This is a genomic window from Metapseudomonas phytobenefica, assembly GCF_043392685.1.
Lineage (GTDB): Bacteria > Pseudomonadota > Gammaproteobacteria > Pseudomonadales > Pseudomonadaceae > Metapseudomonas.
In genome coordinates this window covers 54,494-68,633 of record NZ_JBHZGM010000017.1, presented here as the reverse complement: position 1 = coordinate 68,633, position 14,140 = coordinate 54,494, and the positions used below count along the sequence as shown (strand labels likewise).

Below are 14,140 nucleotides of genomic sequence, written 5' to 3'. Positions count from 1 at the left end.
GATTCGCGAGCAAGCTCGCTCCTACGTTCAGGCCAGCGCGGTCTTCAGCTCATTGGTGATGGCCGCCTGGTCCAGGTCCTGGCCGATGACCACCAGGCGGGTGCCGCGTGTTTCGCCTTCCAGCCATTTGCGGTCGAAGTGTTTGTCGAAGCGCTTGCCGACGCCCTGGATCAGCAGGCGCATCGGCTTGCCGGGAATGGCGGCGAAGCCCTTGATGCGCAGGATGGTGTGGCGTTCCACCAGGCAGCCGAGTGTGGCGAGCAGCGCGGCTTTCTCGACTTCCGGCAGGTCGACGTGGAAAGCGTCGAACTCGTCGTGATCGTGGTCTTCATGGCCTTCGTGGTCGTGGTGGGTGGGGCGGCTGTCGATGTGCAGTTCGGCTTCGGCATTGAGCCCCAGCAGGACATCGAGCGGCAGCTTGCCGGCGCGGGCTTCGACGATCTTCACCGCCGGCGGTAGTTCCCCGGCCACGTCGGCGCGCACGGCGGCGAGGGCGTCGGCGTCGAGCAGGTCGGCCTTGTTCAGCACCACCAGGTCGGCGCTGGCGAGCTGGTCTTCGAACAGCTCGTGCAGCGGGGATTCGTGGTCGAGGTTCGGGTCCTGCCTGCGCTGTTCATCCACCTGCTCGGGGTGGGCGGCGAAGGTGCCGGCGGCCACGGCCGGGCTGTCGACCACGGTGATCACCGCGTCGACGGTGCAGGCGTTGCGGATTTCCGGCCACTGGAAGGCCTGCACCAGGGGCTTGGGCAGGGCCAGGCCGGAGGTTTCGATCAGGATCTGGTCGAGGTCGCCACGGCGTGCCACCAGCTCGCGCATCACTGGGAAGAATTCCTCCTGCACGGTGCAGCAGAGGCAGCCGTTGGCCAGCTCGAAGACGCGGCCCGCGGCCTCCTCTTCGGTGCAGCCGATGGCGCACTGCTTGAGGATCTCGCCGTCGATGCCCAGTTCGCCGAACTCGTTGACGATCACCGCGATGCGGCGGCCTTCTGCGTTGTCGAGCAGGTGGCGGAGGAGGGTGGTCTTACCGGCGCCGAGGAAGCCGGTGACGATGGTGACGGGGAGCTTGGCCAGGGTTTTCATGCGCGCCTCTGCGTGGTCGGTCGGCGGGCATGACGAACGCAGCGGGGCCGGCCCCGCGCAACGGATTCGCCACCGGATCACCCCGCCCGGTTGTCTGGAATGTCTTCGAGGCAGGTCTCCTGGCTCACGTCCCTGCGCATTGCGCGGCACCTTCGCCTTCCCGCTTGCGCAGTGGCGTATCGAAGGGCCCTGGGGCGTTCACAGTTGCGGGGGCAGCCGTGGCCTTGACCACGTTCCCTCTTAGCTCCGGCGTACATCCGGAGAACCTCGAAAGGGCGCAGGCTACGCAGCGTGCCTGCGGCGGTCAATCGCCGCAGTTGACGCTCGGTCGGACTCGTGATGTCCTAGCGCGGTTTTTTCAGGTGCCTCGCGTCGCCGTACGCGAGGTGAAACGGGAAATCGGTGCGTCCATTTCGGACAAGTCCGATGCTGCCCCCGCAACGGTAAGCGATCGTAGGGTCAAGTACGCCACTGTGCCGAACCGGCATGGGAAGGCATGCCCATCCAGCCCAAGGCTGGCGTCGCAAGCCCGGAGACCGGCCTGATCACGTTTTGGCAACCCGCGGTGGGCGGGCGCAAGCCGGAAACCTGGGCGCTCGTGCGTCCGCTTCCCTCGCGCGTGCTCATCTGCCGGTATCACTAGCAACGCAGAGGGAATTTCCATGTCCAGCCGCACCCTGTCCCATTCCGCCGCTTCCTCCTCGACCCTGGCCCAGCGCCTGGTACTGGCCATCGGTGCCGGCCTGGTCGGCCTGTCCCTGGTGTACTTCGCCGGCTTCTCGCACATCGAGGCCGTGCACAACGCGGCCCACGACACCCGCCACAGCGCCGCCTTCCCCTGCCATTGAGTGATGTATCCATGATCAAGCGCATCACCCAGACCGCCGGGTTCGCCGGCCTCATCGCGGCCCTGGTGCTGACCCTGCTGCAGAGCCTGTGGGTCACCCCGCTGATTCTCCAGGCGGAAACCTATGAAAGCGCCGAGCCGGCCCCGGTCGAGCAGGCTCTGGACCATGAACACGGCGGCGCGGCTGTCGCCCATATCCATGAGCACAGCGACGAAGCCTGGGCGCCGGAGGATGGCTGGCAGCGCACCCTGTCCACGGGCGGCAGCAACCTGGTGGTGGCCGTGGGCTTCGCCCTGATCCTCGCCGGGCTGTTCAGCCTGTGCGGCCCGACCCGCGCCTGGCATGGCCTGCTGTGGGGGCTGGGTGGCTTCGCTACCTTCGCCCTGGCGCCATCCCTGGGCCTGCCGCCGGAATTGCCCGGCACCGCCGCCGCCGATCTGGCCCAGCGCCAGGTCTGGTGGATCGGCACTGCCGCCGCCACGGCCGCCGGTCTCGCCCTGATCGCCTTCGGCCGTCATTGGGGGCTGCGCGTGGCAGGTGTGGTGTTGCTGGTGATCCCCCATGCCGTGGGCGCGCCGCAGCCGGAAGTGCACTCCAGCCTGGCGCCAGAAGCGCTCGAGCATGAGTTCATCGCCGCTTCGCTGATCACCAATGCGGCGTTCTGGGCCGTACTGGGCTGGGCAGCCGCCTGGCTGTACCAGCGCCACGCCTCGCCCTCCGCTTGAAACTGGTCGCCGGGCTGGGCTGCCGGCGCGGTTGCCCGGTGGATGAGCTGCAAGGCCTGCTGCTGCAGTGCCTTGCCGAGGCCGGTGCCGCCCTCGATGAGCTGGTCGCCCTGGCCAGCAGTGAGGTGAAGGTGGCCGAGCCGGAGCTGATCGCCCTGGCCCGGCGACTGGGCCTGCCGCTGTATTTTCTGCCCGTGGACAGGCTCACCGCCTGTGAGACATACCTGAGTCAGCCGTCAGACCGGGTGCGGGACGCCGTTGGCAGTCCGGGCGTTGCCGAGGCGGCCGCCCTGGTCCAGGCCGAGTCCCTGTTCGGCGGTCGCGCCACCCTGCTCATCGACAAACGCCGCAGTGCCAGCGCCACCTGCGCCCTGGTCTGTATCCCACAGGAGGCTGAAAGGCCATGACGGTCTATTTCATCGGCGCCGGCCCTGGCGATCCGGAACTCATCACGGTGAAGGGCCTGCGCCTGATTCGCAGCTGCCCGGTGATTCTCTACGCCGGGTCCCTGGTCCCCGAAGCCGTGTTGGCCGGGCATCGCGCCGAGCAGGTGGTGAACACCGCCGAGCTGCACCTGGAGGAGATCATCGCCCTGCTTGCCGCGGCCCATGCCAGGGGCCAGGACGTGGCGCGGGTGCATTCCGGCGACCCGTCGCTCTATGGCGCCATTGGCGAGCAGATCCGCCATCTGCGCGAACGGAACATCCCCTACGAAGTGGTGCCAGGGGTGACTGCCACCGCCGCCTGCGCCGCGCTGCTGGGGTGCGAGCTGACCCTGCCGGATGTGTCGCAGACCCTGATCCTCACCCGTTACGCCAGCAAGACGCGCATGCCCGAAGGCGAAGCGCTGGGCGATCTGGCCCGGCATCGCGCGACCATGGCCATCCACCTGGGCGTGAGCCAGTTGGCGAAGATCGTCGAAGAGCTGTTGCCGCACTACGGCGCCGAATGCCCGATTGCCGTGATCCATCGCGCCAGCTGGCCGGACCAGGAGCAGGTCACCGGGACCCTCGGCGACATCCTCCCCAAGGTGGCGGCGCGGGACTTCCGCCGCACGGCGTTGATCCTCGTGGGCAAGGTGCTGGCGGCCGATGGCTTTACCGATTCGTCCCTTTACCGTGCCAGCCATGCCCATCTCTACCGCCCGGGTGAGGCGTAACCGCTACGCGGCTAGTGACGTGAGCCGGTGAAACCCGCAGAATGCGGCTCTTATCTGGCGGGCAATTTTCCCGCCAACTCCCTCTAACCGGCTTTAAGCGACCTTTTTCTCTATGCGAATGCGCTTGATGCTGTTGGGCGGCGGCAATTCTCTCGGACAGGCGCTGATTCACCAGGGCGCCGAGGAAGACATAGGTTTTCTCGCTCCGCGTCCGCCCGAGCAGGGCTGGGACGCCGCCAGCCTGACCCAGCTTCTCGATGACACCCGGCCTGATGCCGTGATCAACCTCGCTTACTACTTCGACTGGTTCCAGGCCGAGGACGTCAGTACTGTCCGCCTGGCGGCCCAGGAACGCGGTGTGGAGCGTCTGGCCGAGCTCTGCCAGCACCACGGCATCATCCTGCTGCAACCCTCCAGTTACCGGGTATTCGATGGCTCCCGCGCCACCGCCTACAGCGAGAAGGACGAGTCCTCCCCGCTCAGCGAACGTGGCCGGGCCATCTGGCGCATGGAACAGAGTGTCCGTGCCGCCTGCCCCAAACACGTGTTGCTGCGTTTCGGCTGGTTGCTGGACGACAGCCGGGAAGGTTCCCTGGGGCGCTTCCTGCGCCGCGCCGAACAAGCGGAGGAAATCTGCCTGGCGGATGACCGTCGCGGCAATCCCACTCCGGTGGACGATGCCGCGCGCGTGCTGCTCGCAGTGATCAAGCAGCTGGATTGCCAGGCGCCGCTCTGGGGCACCTATCACTACGGCGGCCACGAGGCCACGACGCCGCTGGCCCTTGGTCAGGCGCTGCTCAGCGAGGCCCGCAACCTGCATCCGCTGAAGGTCCAGGACATCACCCCGCAGGCCCACGCTGCCCGTCCCGACGCAGCGGACGAACCGCAGAACGCGGTGCTGGCCTGCAAGAAAATCCTCCATACCTTTGGTATCAAGCCGCGCGCCTGGCGCGCTGCATTGCCAACCTTGCTGGACCGTTACTACCGCCATGGCTGATTCCCCCATCCTCATCACCGGCGGCGCCGGTTTCATTGGCTCGCACCTGGCCGATGCGCTGCTTGCCGGGGGCCACGCCGTGCGCGTGCTGGACAACCTGTCCACTGGCAAGCGCTCCAACCTGGCGCTGGACGATCCGCGTCTGGAGCTGATCGAGGGCGATGTGGCCGACGCTGCCCTGGTGGCACGCGCCATGTCCGGCTGCAAGGCCGTGGCGCATCTGGCTGCGGTGGCTTCGGTGCAGGCGTCGGTGGACGATCCGGTGGCGACTCACCAGAGCAATTTCATCGGCACCCTGAATGTCTGCGAAGCCATGCGCGAGCACGGCGTGAGGCGGGTGATCTTCGCCTCCAGCGCTGCGGTCTATGGCCAGAACGGCGAAGGCATGGCCATCGATGAGGACATCCCCAAGTCGCCGCTGACACCCTACGCGGCGGACAAGCTGGCAAGCGAGCACTACCTGGATTTCTATCGTCGCCAGCACGGCCTGGAGCCGGCGGTATTCCGCTTCTTCAACATCTTCGGTCCGCGCCAGGACCCGTCTTCGCCCTATTCCGGCGTGATCAGCATTTTCACCGAGCGCGCCCAGGCCGGGTTGCCCATCACCGTGTTCGGCGATGGCGAACAGACCCGCGATTTCGTTTACGTCGGCGACCTGGTGCAGGTGCTGGTGCAGGCGCTGGAGGCGGAGTGGCTGGAAGCCGGGCCGGTGAATGTGGGCCTGAACCGCGCCACCAGCCTCAAGCAGCTGCTTGCCGCCATCGGTGAGGTGCTGGGCGAAATGCCAACCGTGAACTACGCCGAAGCCCGCGCCGGGGACATCCGCCATTCACGGGCCAACAATGCCCGCCTGCTGCTGCGCTACGAGTTCCCCGAGGCCACACCGCTGCGCGAGGGTGTGGCGCGCCTCTTGGGGCGTTGAACAGCGAGCCGCGATTTGCCTGTGGGAGCGATTTCAATCGCGAATGAATTCGATCCCAGAGGTACAAAAAAAGGCGCCCGAAGGCGCCTTTTGGCGGGGGTGTTCCTCTCGAAAGGAGCCCGCTCAGAACTTGTAACCGAGGCCGACCATGTAGACCCACGGGTCCACGTCCACATCGACCTTGACCTTGCCCACGCCTGCCAGGTCGGTGGTGGCCTTGGTATCGATGTCGATGTACCAGACAGCGGCGTTGAGCAGGATGTTGTCAGTCAGCATGTAGTCCATGCCGACCTGCGCGGCCAGGCCCCAGGAATCGTCAAGGTTCAGGTTGCTGAAGCCCTGGCCCTTGCGCGAGCTGGTCAGGTCCTCGTCGAAGAACAGGGTGTAGTTCAGGCCTGCGCCGACATAAGGCTGGAACGCGGAATTCGGGTCCATCGGGTAGTACTGCAGGCTCAGGGTTGGCGGCAGGTGCTTGATGTCGGCCAGTTTGCCGTCGAGTGCGCCAAGGCCTTTCACGCCCACTTCATGCTGGAACGGGGTGGCTGCCAGCAGTTCGATACCGACATGGTCGGTCAGCATGTAAGTGCCGGTCAGGCCGAGCTGGGTGTCGCTGTCCAAGGTGGCTTTGGTGCCGCCGACCTTGGCGCCGGCGATGGACAGGTTGGAGCTGTCTTCGTTCGGCGAAACGGTGGCCGCGCCTGCGCGGACGATCAGGTCGCCGGCCTTGTGGGCCTGGGCCAGGGGGGAGGCGACAGCAAGGGCGAGAAGGGAAGCAGCGAGAAGAGGCTTGTGCATGGAAGGCTCCAGTGAGTTCTAAGAGTGTTTGGCTGGAACCAGTGTCGGTAATTAGGAAGCTTAGTATCTTGATCCAGAGCAATATCGCTTGAGGTCGACAGCAAAGGGCCCGGTTAGACCGGGCCCTTGTGCATCCAGGGGGAGCACGCCCGGCTCAGCTGCCGCCGGACTCGTAGGGATAGATCTTGCTCGCGTCCATCTGGTAGCCGGCTTCCGCCAGTTCGCTGTTGCTGGCTTTCACCTGTAGCGGACCTTCGATCCAGAAGGGCTGGTAGAGGGTATCCATCAGCACCCCGAGTTCGCTCTTCACGTGGACGATCTGGTTCGACGGCGGCGGCGGGACATGGATACAGGCGCCGAAGTAGGGCACCAGGAGGAACTCGGTGACGCGGCCTTCCTCGGTCACGTCCAGCGGCACGATGTAGCCCGGCAGCTTCACCTCCTGGCCATCCAGCGCCTCGACCACCGGCGCGGCGGGGGATTGCTGGCTCGCAGCCGGGCCGGCCTCGGCGTTGAGGGCGTCGGACAGCTGCGAAAGGTCATGGAAGGGCGCGGGCGGGGCGGGCGGCGGCGCGCCTTCCGGGATCATCTCCGCCCAGGTGAGCTCACGTGCCTCGCCGGCCCAGAGCGGGGAGGAAAGGACCAGCAGCAGGGCCAGCAGGATGCGTGTCATGGACGTCTCAAAGGCGAATGGAAAGGCCGTCGGCCAGCGACTGCCGATAGGCGCGCCAGGCGGGTACCACGCCCATCAGTAGGGCGGCTGCCAGAATAGCGGCGAGCAGCGTCCACTCATAGGGGCTGGGCAGGGCCAGCGGCAGGTAGAGTCCGTAGCTCGCTTGCACATAGCCTTGGCCGAGCCCGATACCGAGGTACAACAGGCCGACACCCAATACCGCGCCCGCCATGGCCAGGGCAAAGGCTTCCAGCACCAGCAGGCTGCCGACGTGCCAGGGGCGGGCACCTACGGAACGGAGGATGGCCATCTCCCGGCGGCGTTCGTTGAGGCTGGCGAGGATGGCGGTGAGCATGCCGATCAGGCCGGTCAGCACGACGAACAGCGACACCACGAAAAGTGCCTTCTCCGCCGTGCCCATCAGGCTCCAGAGTTCCTGCAGGGCCACGCCGGGCAGGATCGCCAGCAGCGGCTCGCCACGGTATTCGTTGATCTGCCGTTGCAGCGCGAAGGTGGCGATCTTGCTGTTGAGGCCGAGCATGAAGGCGGTGATGGCCCTGGGTTGCAGGTCCATCGCGCGGGCCTGGTCGGCGCTGACCTTGCCGGCGCCGCGCGCGGGCACGCCGTTCTGCCAGTCGACGTGCAGGGCTTCCATGCCCGCCAGGGAAATGTGCAGGGTACGATCCACCGGCGTGCCGGTGCGCGCGAGGATGCCGACCACCCTGAACGGCTTGTCGTCGTGCTGCACCAGGCTGACGCTGCTGACGCCGTGGGCCAGCACCAGCTTGTCCCCCAGCTTGTAGTGCAGGGCCTCGGCCACTTCGGCGCCGAGCACCACCTCGAACATGTCGGCGAATGGCTTGCCCTCGGCCAGTCGCAGCGACTGGCCGCGGCCATGGCGGTAGTGATCGAAATAGGCGGTGCTGGTGCCCATGACGCGGTAGCCGCGATGGGAGTCGCCCAGGGAAATGGGGATGGCCCACTTCACCCGTTTGTCCTGGCTGATGGCTTCGAAGCTGTCCCAGCGGATGTTGTTGGTGGCGTTGCCGATGCGGAACACCGAATAGAGCAGCAGGTTCACCGCGCCGGAGCGGGCGCCGACGATCAGGTCGGTGCCGCTGATGGTGCTGGCGAAGCTGGCGCGGGCTTCGGTGCGTACCCGCTCGACGGCCAGCAGCAGGCAGACCGAAAGGGCGATGGCGAACACCGTCAGCAGGGCGGTGAAACGGCGGTTGGCGAGGCTCGCCAGGGCCAGGCGCAACAGATACATCTCAAACCTCCTCGATGCGCGCGGCGTGGTTCAGGTCCGCCAGTGACAGGCTGCGGTCGAACAGCGGCGCCAGGCTCTGGTCGTGGCTGACGAACAGCAGGCTGGAACCGGCTTCTCGGCATTCGGCGAACAGCAGTTGCAGAAAAGCCTCGCGGGCGTCGGCGTCCAGGGCCGAGGTGGGTTCGTCGGCGATCACCAGCTCCGGCTGGCCGATCAGCGCACGGGCGGCTGCGACCCGTTGTTGCTGACCGATGGACAGGGCGTCGGCCCGGCGCTGCAACAGCTCTTCCTGGAGTCCGAGGTGGCGCAGCAGGGTGGCGGCGGCCCCATCGACGCTGCCATGGCGCTGGCGCGCGCGTTCGGCACGCAGGCGCGAGAAGCGGCATGGCAGCTCGACGTTCTCGCGCACGGAGAGGAAGGGCAGCAGGTTGAACTGCTGGAAGATGTAGCCGGTGTGATCCACGCGAAAATGGTCGCGGGCGCTGGCCGAGAGCCTGGCCAGGTCCTGGCCGAGCAGGCGGATGCTGCCGCGACCGGGTTTCTGGACTCCGCCGAGCAGGCCTAGCAGGGTCGTCTTGCCGCTGCCGCTGGGACCTTTGAGGAAAAGGCTTTCGCCGCGTTGCAGGTGGAACTCGGGAATATCCAGCAGTTCCGGGTGGCCGGGCCAGGCAAAACCTAGCCCCTGGAGTTCGATCAATGTCTGGCTCATGGGCAAGCGGCCGGGTTGCCCCGGCCGGTTCCAGGGGAATCAGAAGCTCAGGCTGGCGTTGGACTTGCTTAGTTCCGCGCCTTGCTGCCCGTTCGGGCCGATCAGTTGTACCTGAATTTTCTCGGTGACAGGGAAGCGCTTGAACAGCCCGGCGAGGTCCAGGGACTTCAGCGCGTCGGGGGTGGAGCACTCGAACCGGTAGTGGGCGTGGACTTCGCTGTGCTCATGGTCATGATCCTCGGCATGTTCGCCGTGGTGCTCGTCCGCGTCGAAGAGCGGGCTTTCCAGTTCCTGGGAGGCGAGCTTGCAGCCGGCCGCCGCTGGGAGGGCGAACAATTCCAGTGGGCTTTCCAGCTCGGCGCGGACGGCCGCGACCCTGGCCTTGTCGGCATCGCTGCTGGCGGTATGCTCGAAGCCCACCAGGTTCATCGCCGGGCTTTCCAGTTCCAGCTCAAGGGCATTGCCGTCCAGCGCGGCGTTCAGGCGCGCTACGCCGTGTTCGTGGGCGCCGAGGCTTTCGTGCTCGTGTTCATGGGCCTGGACAGTGGCCAGGGGCAGCAAGGCGAAGGGCAGGACAAGCAGCAGGTGACGCATGAAGGTCTCCGTGGAGGCAAAAAGATTTCGTTACGTTATAACAAATGTAGGCAGCCCGCCAGCGCCGTGGGAGCATTGCGCATTCGTTTCTGGAGGAGTTGGACATGCTGCGCATACGCGGACAGATCGGCGACTGGCCGGTGGACCTGACGCTGGAAATGGACGCCGAGGACTGGGGCCAGCTGGCCAGTCGCCTGTCGCCGGGGCGGGTGGACAAGGACACGGCCGCGTCGAAAGCCCCGGATGCACCGCGCACCGACGCGCTCTGGGAGACTGCCCGGCAACTCTTGCGCGAAGCCGGACAGATGGAAGGACCACGATTGCTCGCCGAGCTGGAAGCCCTGGCCGGTGGCGTGGCGGCAGGCAAGCGCCTGCTGGTGCGTCTGCGCCACAGCGAGCAGGTGCATGTCGAGGGACGGGAAGACGCGCCTCTTTATATCTGGCGGGGGTGATGAGCCGTGGGAGCGCGTTCAATCGCGAATGAATTCGCTCCCACAGGGTAGAGCGGGTCAGTAGATGGCGTTGTACAGCTTGCGGCGGTAGGTGGTGACCAGGGGGTGGTCGGTGCCCAGCAGGTCGAATACCTGCAGCAGGGTCTTGTGGGGCAGGCCGCCTTCGTAGCCACGGTTGCGCACGAAGAGCTTGAGCAGGCCGTCCAGCGCCGGCTCGTACTGCTGGCGGGAAAGCTGCTGGATGGCCAGCTGGTAGACCGCTTCGTCGTCACCGGCATCCTGGGCCAGGCGCGATTTCAGGTCGGCGACTTCCGGCAGGTCGGCAGCCTGGCGAAGGAAGGTCAGCTGGGCACGGGCACCCGCGATCGCCTGCTTGTGCTCGTCGCTCTTCACCGCATTGAGCACGGTTTCCGCTTCGCCCAGCTCACCGCGTTCGGCCAGGCAGCGGGCATAGAGGATCAGCCCGGCAGCGTTGGTGTTGTCTTCAGTCAGCAGTTGCTTGAGCAGGTTCTCGGCTTCGCTTATGCGGCCTTCGCTGAATGCGGCCTGGGCGGCGTCCAGCAGGTTGCCCTGGGGCGTGGCCGGCATCTGCACATGGAGTTCGAGCATGGCGCGGATGGCCGATTCCGGCTGCGCGCCGGCGAAGCCGTCCACCGGCTGACCGTCCTTGAACAGCACCACGGTGGGCAGGCTGCGGATGCCGAAGCGCATCACGATGTCCTGCTCGATGTCGCAGTTGACCTTGGCCAGCAGCAGTTCGCCCTGGTAGGACTCGGCGATCTGCGCCAGCAGCGGCATCAGCGCCTTGCAGGGGGCGCACCAGTCGGCCCAGAAGTCCACCAGCACGGGCTTGTGGAAGGAGTTCTGGATCACCGCCTGGTCGAAGTCGGCGCTGGTGGTATCGAAGATGTAGGGAATGTCGCTCATCGGGGCTCTCGAAGGCACGAAAGAATGGGCGAATCATACGGCTGCCGGCCGGGGATGAATACGCCCGCACGAATTCGGCGCAAACATGGCCCCGGCATCAGAAGCCGGCGAGAACCTCAGCGAATCGCGTGATAGAGGCTCACATTGCGGAATTCCGCCGGCTCGGCCAGGTCCGGCCAGGTGCAGGCATCCAGCACGGCGAGGCGGGTGTAGAGCGGGTGCTGGAAGTCACGGACCCGCGAATCGGCCACCAGGGCCTGGCGGCCACGGGTGAGGAACTGATCGAGCAGTGGCAGGTTGGCGCGGTCGTAGAGCACGTCGGCGACGATGATCAGGTCGAAGCGATCCTCTTCCTGGAAGAAATCCGCCGAGTAGCTGAGCTCCACGCCGTTCAGCTCGGCATTGGCGCGGCAGGCTTCCAGGGCCAGCGGGTCGAGGTCGCAGGCCACCACTTCGGCGGCGCCGGCCTTGGCCGCAGCGATGGCGGCGACACCTGAACCGGCGCCGAAGTCCAGTACGCGCTTGCCGGCGACCCATTCGGGCTTCTCGGCCAGCCAGCGCGCCAGGGCCAGGCCGCTGGCCCAGCAGAAGCACCAGTAGGGCGGCTCTTCGAGGATGCGCCGGGTTTCTTCCGGGCTGAATGCGCGGTCCATGTTGCCGGCATCGATCAGCCAGAGCCTGAGGTCGGTGCCGGGCAGGGTTTCCGCGCAGAGACTGGCGTCGCCGAGCAACTGGCTCAGGGCCTGTTGCAGCATCTTCGGAGCGGTCATGGCGCAGGCACCATCTGTATCGGGCCGAGGGTCTGGTTTTCCGGCTGCAGGATGAGGCGTGGTTGCAGCTTGAGGACCAGACGTCCGGAAAGGCTGGCGCGCCCACGTAGTTCCACGCGCTCGCCACGGGGGAAGGACTCCGGGTTGAACAGCAGGCGGAAGGGCAGCGGGCCGCCATTGCCCTTCAGCATGAGGCTGCCCAGCAGGCGCTGCGGACGGTCGCGGGAATCGATCGACATCAGTGCCAGCTCGACTTCACTGCCGGAAGGCGGCGTCTGCAGCACGCCGATGAGCTCGCGCATATGGGCCGGTGTCGCTTCCACCCTGGGTTTCTGCGTCGGCTGGGGCAGTTGCGGGGCAGGCTCTTCGCTGGCACAGGCCGCGAGCAGGGCGGTCAGGAGCAGGGGAAGGAGTGGGCGCATCTGGACTTCCTTGAATATGGGGGGCTGTTGACGTTTCTTTAAGAGCCGTGTTGCCGCGAACGAAATATCAACAGACGCCAAGTGCGCGGGCCTTATAGCGCAAAGCCGCCGGCTTGTCTTGCCCGGGGGATGCGCTACCATGGACCACCTTTTCCGCCGATGCCCATTCGAACCCATGCACTGTCCCTTCTGCGGCGCCCACGACACCAAGGTCATTGATTCGCGGCTGGTTGCCGAGGGCGACCAGGTGCGCCGTCGCCGCGAGTGCCTGGCCTGCGAGGAACGCTTCACCACCTTCGAGACCGCTGAACTGGTGATGCCCCGGCTGATCAAGCAGGACGGCAGCCGCCAGCCCTTCGACGAAGAGAAGCTGCGCGCTGGCATGCAACGCGCGCTGGAAAAGCGCCCGGTGAGCGTCGAGCGCCTGGAAGCGGCCATCGCCCACATCAAGCACAAGCTGCGCGCCACCGGCGAACGCGAAGTGAAGTCGCGGGTGCTGGGGGAACTGGTGATGGCCGAGTTGCAGAAGCTCGACGAAGTCGCCTACATCCGTTTCGCCTCGGTCTACCGGCGCTTCCAGGACCTCAACGAGTTCCGTGAGGAAATCGAGCGCCTGGCCCGCGAGCCGTCTAAAGACTGATGGCCGCCAGCGATCAGGCCTATATGGCCCGCGCCCTCGAGCTGGCGCGCAAGGGCATCTATTCCACCCATCCCAATCCGCGCGTCGGTTGCGTCATCGTTCGCGATGGCCAGGTCGTCGGCGAAGGCTGGCATGTCCGTGCCGGCGAGCCCCACGCCGAGGTCCATGCCCTGCGCCAGGCCGGCGAGCTGGCCCGTGGCGCCACCGCCTACGTCACCCTCGAACCCTGCAGCCATCACGGCCGCACGCCGCCTTGCGCCGATGCGCTGGTGGCCGCCGGGGTGGGGCGTGTGGTGGCGGCCATGCAGGACCCCAATCCCCAGGTCGCCGGGCGTGGCCTGCAGCGGCTGGCCGATGCCGGTATCGCCGTCGCAAGCGGCGTGCTGGAAGCCGAAGCGCGGGCGCTGAATGCCGGTTTCATCAAGCGCATGGAGCAGGGCCTGCCCTTCGTGCGGGTCAAGCTGGCCATGAGCCTGGACGGGCGCACCGCCATGGCGAGCGGCGAAAGCCAGTGGATAACCGGCCCGGCTGCCCGCTCTGCGGTGCAACGCCTGCGTGCCCGCGCCAGCGTGGTGCTGACTGGCGCCGACACCGTGCTCACCGATGCCGCGCGCCTCACCGTCCGCGCCGATGAGCTGGGCCTCGACCCCGAACTCACCGCCCTGGCGGTCAGCCGTCCGCCCTTGCGGGTGCTGGTGGATGGCCGCCTGCGGGTACCGCTGGCGGCGCCCTTCTTCCAGGCGGGCCCGGCACTGGTGGTGACCGCCAGTGTGTCCAGCCCGGACGCCTATGCGGGCCACGAACTGCTGGCGCTGCCCGGCGCCAATGGCCATGTCGACCTGCGCAAGCTGTTGCAGGAACTGGCCAGCCGTGGCGTGAACGAAGTCCTGGTGGAAGCCGGCCCGCGCCTGGCCGGTGCCTTCGCCCAGGCCGGGCTGGTGGATGAGTACCAGATCTTCATCGCCGCCAAGTTCCTCGGCTCCAGCGCCCGCCCGTTGCTGGACTGGCCCCTGGCGCGGATGGCGGAGGCGCAGGAACTTGAAATCGTCGAGATGCGCGCCGTGGGCAACGACTGGCGAGTCATCGCGATACCCCGCGCCACTGCCTGATTCCCGCGTCAACGGCATGGCCGCAAAGGCCGATGCAAGTTCTCCGCG

Annotated in this window: 18 protein-coding genes and 2 riboswitches; of the genes, 9 read left to right on the top strand and 9 right to left on the bottom strand. The window is 66.7% G+C overall.

The annotated features are described in order from the left end of the window. Nucleotides 1-27: 27 nt before the first annotated feature. A complete protein-coding gene (cobW, locus tag ACFW0B_RS14995) occupies nucleotides 28-1,080 on the bottom strand; it encodes a cobalamin biosynthesis protein CobW (RefSeq protein ID WP_449149452.1) in 1,053 nt (350 codons plus the stop codon). 92 nt (nucleotides 1,081-1,172) lie between these two features. After that, nucleotides 1,173-1,365: riboswitch (cobalamin riboswitch) on the bottom strand. 58 nt (nucleotides 1,366-1,423) lie between these two features. Continuing rightward, a riboswitch (cobalamin riboswitch) is annotated at nucleotides 1,424-1,639 on the top strand. Between the two features lie 103 nt (nucleotides 1,640-1,742). Here cobW and ACFW0B_RS14990 point away from each other — a divergent pair. The 6 genes from ACFW0B_RS14990 to ACFW0B_RS14965 all read left to right on the top strand — a co-directional run bounded on the left by ACFW0B_RS14990 (nucleotide 1,743) and on the right by ACFW0B_RS14965 (nucleotide 5,731). Next, nucleotides 1,743-1,928 (top strand): CbtB domain-containing protein, encoded by a 186-nt coding sequence (locus ACFW0B_RS14990; RefSeq protein ID WP_151131602.1) that lies wholly within the window; start codon nucleotides 1,743-1,745, stop codon nucleotides 1,926-1,928. An 11-nt stretch (nucleotides 1,929-1,939) separates the two neighbouring features. Beyond that, nucleotides 1,940-2,653: a CbtA family protein gene (locus ACFW0B_RS14985; protein ID WP_449149450.1), complete on the top strand. Its 714-nt coding sequence runs from the start codon at nucleotides 1,940-1,942 to the stop codon at nucleotides 2,651-2,653. Beyond that, complete coding sequence (locus tag ACFW0B_RS14980) at nucleotides 2,650-3,060, top strand: cobalamin biosynthesis protein (RefSeq protein ID WP_449149448.1); 411 nt, start codon at nucleotides 2,650-2,652, stop codon at nucleotides 3,058-3,060. The genes ACFW0B_RS14985 and ACFW0B_RS14980 overlap by 4 nt, the downstream gene beginning before the upstream one ends. Further along, a complete protein-coding gene (gene cobM, locus ACFW0B_RS14975) occupies nucleotides 3,057-3,812 on the top strand; it encodes a precorrin-4 C(11)-methyltransferase (RefSeq protein WP_449149446.1) in 756 nt (251 codons plus the stop codon). Before ACFW0B_RS14980 ends, cobM begins: the two co-directional genes overlap by 4 nt. A gap of 112 nt (nucleotides 3,813-3,924) precedes the next feature. Continuing rightward, nucleotides 3,925-4,809 carry a sugar nucleotide-binding protein gene (locus ACFW0B_RS14970; protein ID WP_449149444.1) on the top strand — a complete coding sequence of 295 codons (885 nt, stop codon included), beginning with the start codon at nucleotides 3,925-3,927 and terminating at the stop codon, nucleotides 4,807-4,809. Next, on the top strand, nucleotides 4,802-5,731 hold the full coding sequence (locus ACFW0B_RS14965) for an NAD-dependent epimerase/dehydratase family protein (RefSeq protein WP_449149442.1): 930 nt from the start codon (nucleotides 4,802-4,804) through the stop codon (nucleotides 5,729-5,731). The genes ACFW0B_RS14970 and ACFW0B_RS14965 overlap by 8 nt, the downstream gene beginning before the upstream one ends. 123 nt (nucleotides 5,732-5,854) lie before the next feature. On the opposite strand, the gene ACFW0B_RS14960 is transcribed toward ACFW0B_RS14965, so the two are convergent. The 5 genes from ACFW0B_RS14960 to ACFW0B_RS14940 form a co-directional block, all read right to left on the bottom strand. Then, on the bottom strand, nucleotides 5,855-6,526 hold the full coding sequence (locus ACFW0B_RS14960; RefSeq protein WP_449149440.1) for an OmpW/AlkL family protein: 672 nt from the start codon (nucleotides 6,524-6,526) through the stop codon (nucleotides 5,855-5,857). 154 nt (nucleotides 6,527-6,680) lie between these two features. Then, nucleotides 6,681-7,199, bottom strand: a complete 519-nt coding sequence (locus tag ACFW0B_RS14955; protein ID WP_449149438.1) for a DUF3299 domain-containing protein — start codon at nucleotides 7,197-7,199, stop codon at nucleotides 6,681-6,683. 7 nt (nucleotides 7,200-7,206) lie between these two features. After that, nucleotides 7,207-8,469, bottom strand: a complete 1,263-nt coding sequence (locus ACFW0B_RS14950; RefSeq protein WP_449149436.1) for an ABC transporter permease — start codon at nucleotides 8,467-8,469, stop codon at nucleotides 7,207-7,209. A 1-nt stretch (nucleotide 8,470) separates the two neighbouring features. After that, a complete protein-coding gene (locus ACFW0B_RS14945; protein ID WP_449149434.1) occupies nucleotides 8,471-9,178 on the bottom strand; it encodes an ABC transporter ATP-binding protein in 708 nt (235 codons plus the stop codon). A gap of 39 nt (nucleotides 9,179-9,217) precedes the next feature. Continuing rightward, nucleotides 9,218-9,772: a DUF2796 domain-containing protein gene (locus ACFW0B_RS14940; RefSeq protein ID WP_449149432.1), complete on the bottom strand. Its 555-nt coding sequence runs from the start codon at nucleotides 9,770-9,772 to the stop codon at nucleotides 9,218-9,220. 104 nt (nucleotides 9,773-9,876) lie between these two features. Between ACFW0B_RS14940 and ACFW0B_RS14935 the strand changes: the two genes are divergently transcribed. Continuing rightward, a complete protein-coding gene (locus tag ACFW0B_RS14935; protein ID WP_449149430.1) occupies nucleotides 9,877-10,224 on the top strand; it encodes a hypothetical protein in 348 nt (115 codons plus the stop codon). Nucleotides 10,225-10,281: 57 nt separating this feature from the next. Here ACFW0B_RS14935 and trxA read toward each other — a convergent pair whose 3' ends face one another. The 3 genes from trxA to ACFW0B_RS14920 form a co-directional block, all read right to left on the bottom strand. Then, nucleotides 10,282-11,151 carry a thioredoxin gene (gene trxA / locus ACFW0B_RS14930; protein ID WP_449149428.1) on the bottom strand — a complete coding sequence of 290 codons (870 nt, stop codon included), beginning with the start codon at nucleotides 11,149-11,151 and terminating at the stop codon, nucleotides 10,282-10,284. A 116-nt stretch (nucleotides 11,152-11,267) separates the two neighbouring features. After that, nucleotides 11,268-11,921: a class I SAM-dependent methyltransferase gene (locus ACFW0B_RS14925; protein ID WP_449149426.1), complete on the bottom strand. Its 654-nt coding sequence runs from the start codon at nucleotides 11,919-11,921 to the stop codon at nucleotides 11,268-11,270. After that, on the bottom strand, nucleotides 11,918-12,343 hold the full coding sequence (locus ACFW0B_RS14920; RefSeq protein ID WP_449149424.1) for a YbaY family lipoprotein: 426 nt from the start codon (nucleotides 12,341-12,343) through the stop codon (nucleotides 11,918-11,920). Before ACFW0B_RS14920 ends, ACFW0B_RS14925 begins: the two co-directional genes overlap by 4 nt. A gap of 175 nt (nucleotides 12,344-12,518) precedes the next feature. Between ACFW0B_RS14920 and nrdR the strand changes: the two genes are divergently transcribed. Then, nucleotides 12,519-12,983: a transcriptional regulator NrdR gene (nrdR, locus tag ACFW0B_RS14915; protein WP_151138642.1), complete on the top strand. Its 465-nt coding sequence runs from the start codon at nucleotides 12,519-12,521 to the stop codon at nucleotides 12,981-12,983. Next, complete coding sequence (gene ribD / locus ACFW0B_RS14910) at nucleotides 12,983-14,092, top strand: bifunctional diaminohydroxyphosphoribosylaminopyrimidine deaminase/5-amino-6-(5-phosphoribosylamino)uracil reductase RibD (RefSeq protein ID WP_449149422.1); 1,110 nt, start codon at nucleotides 12,983-12,985, stop codon at nucleotides 14,090-14,092. Before nrdR ends, ribD begins: the two co-directional genes overlap by 1 nt. The last annotated feature ends 48 nt before the right edge of the window (nucleotides 14,093-14,140 follow it).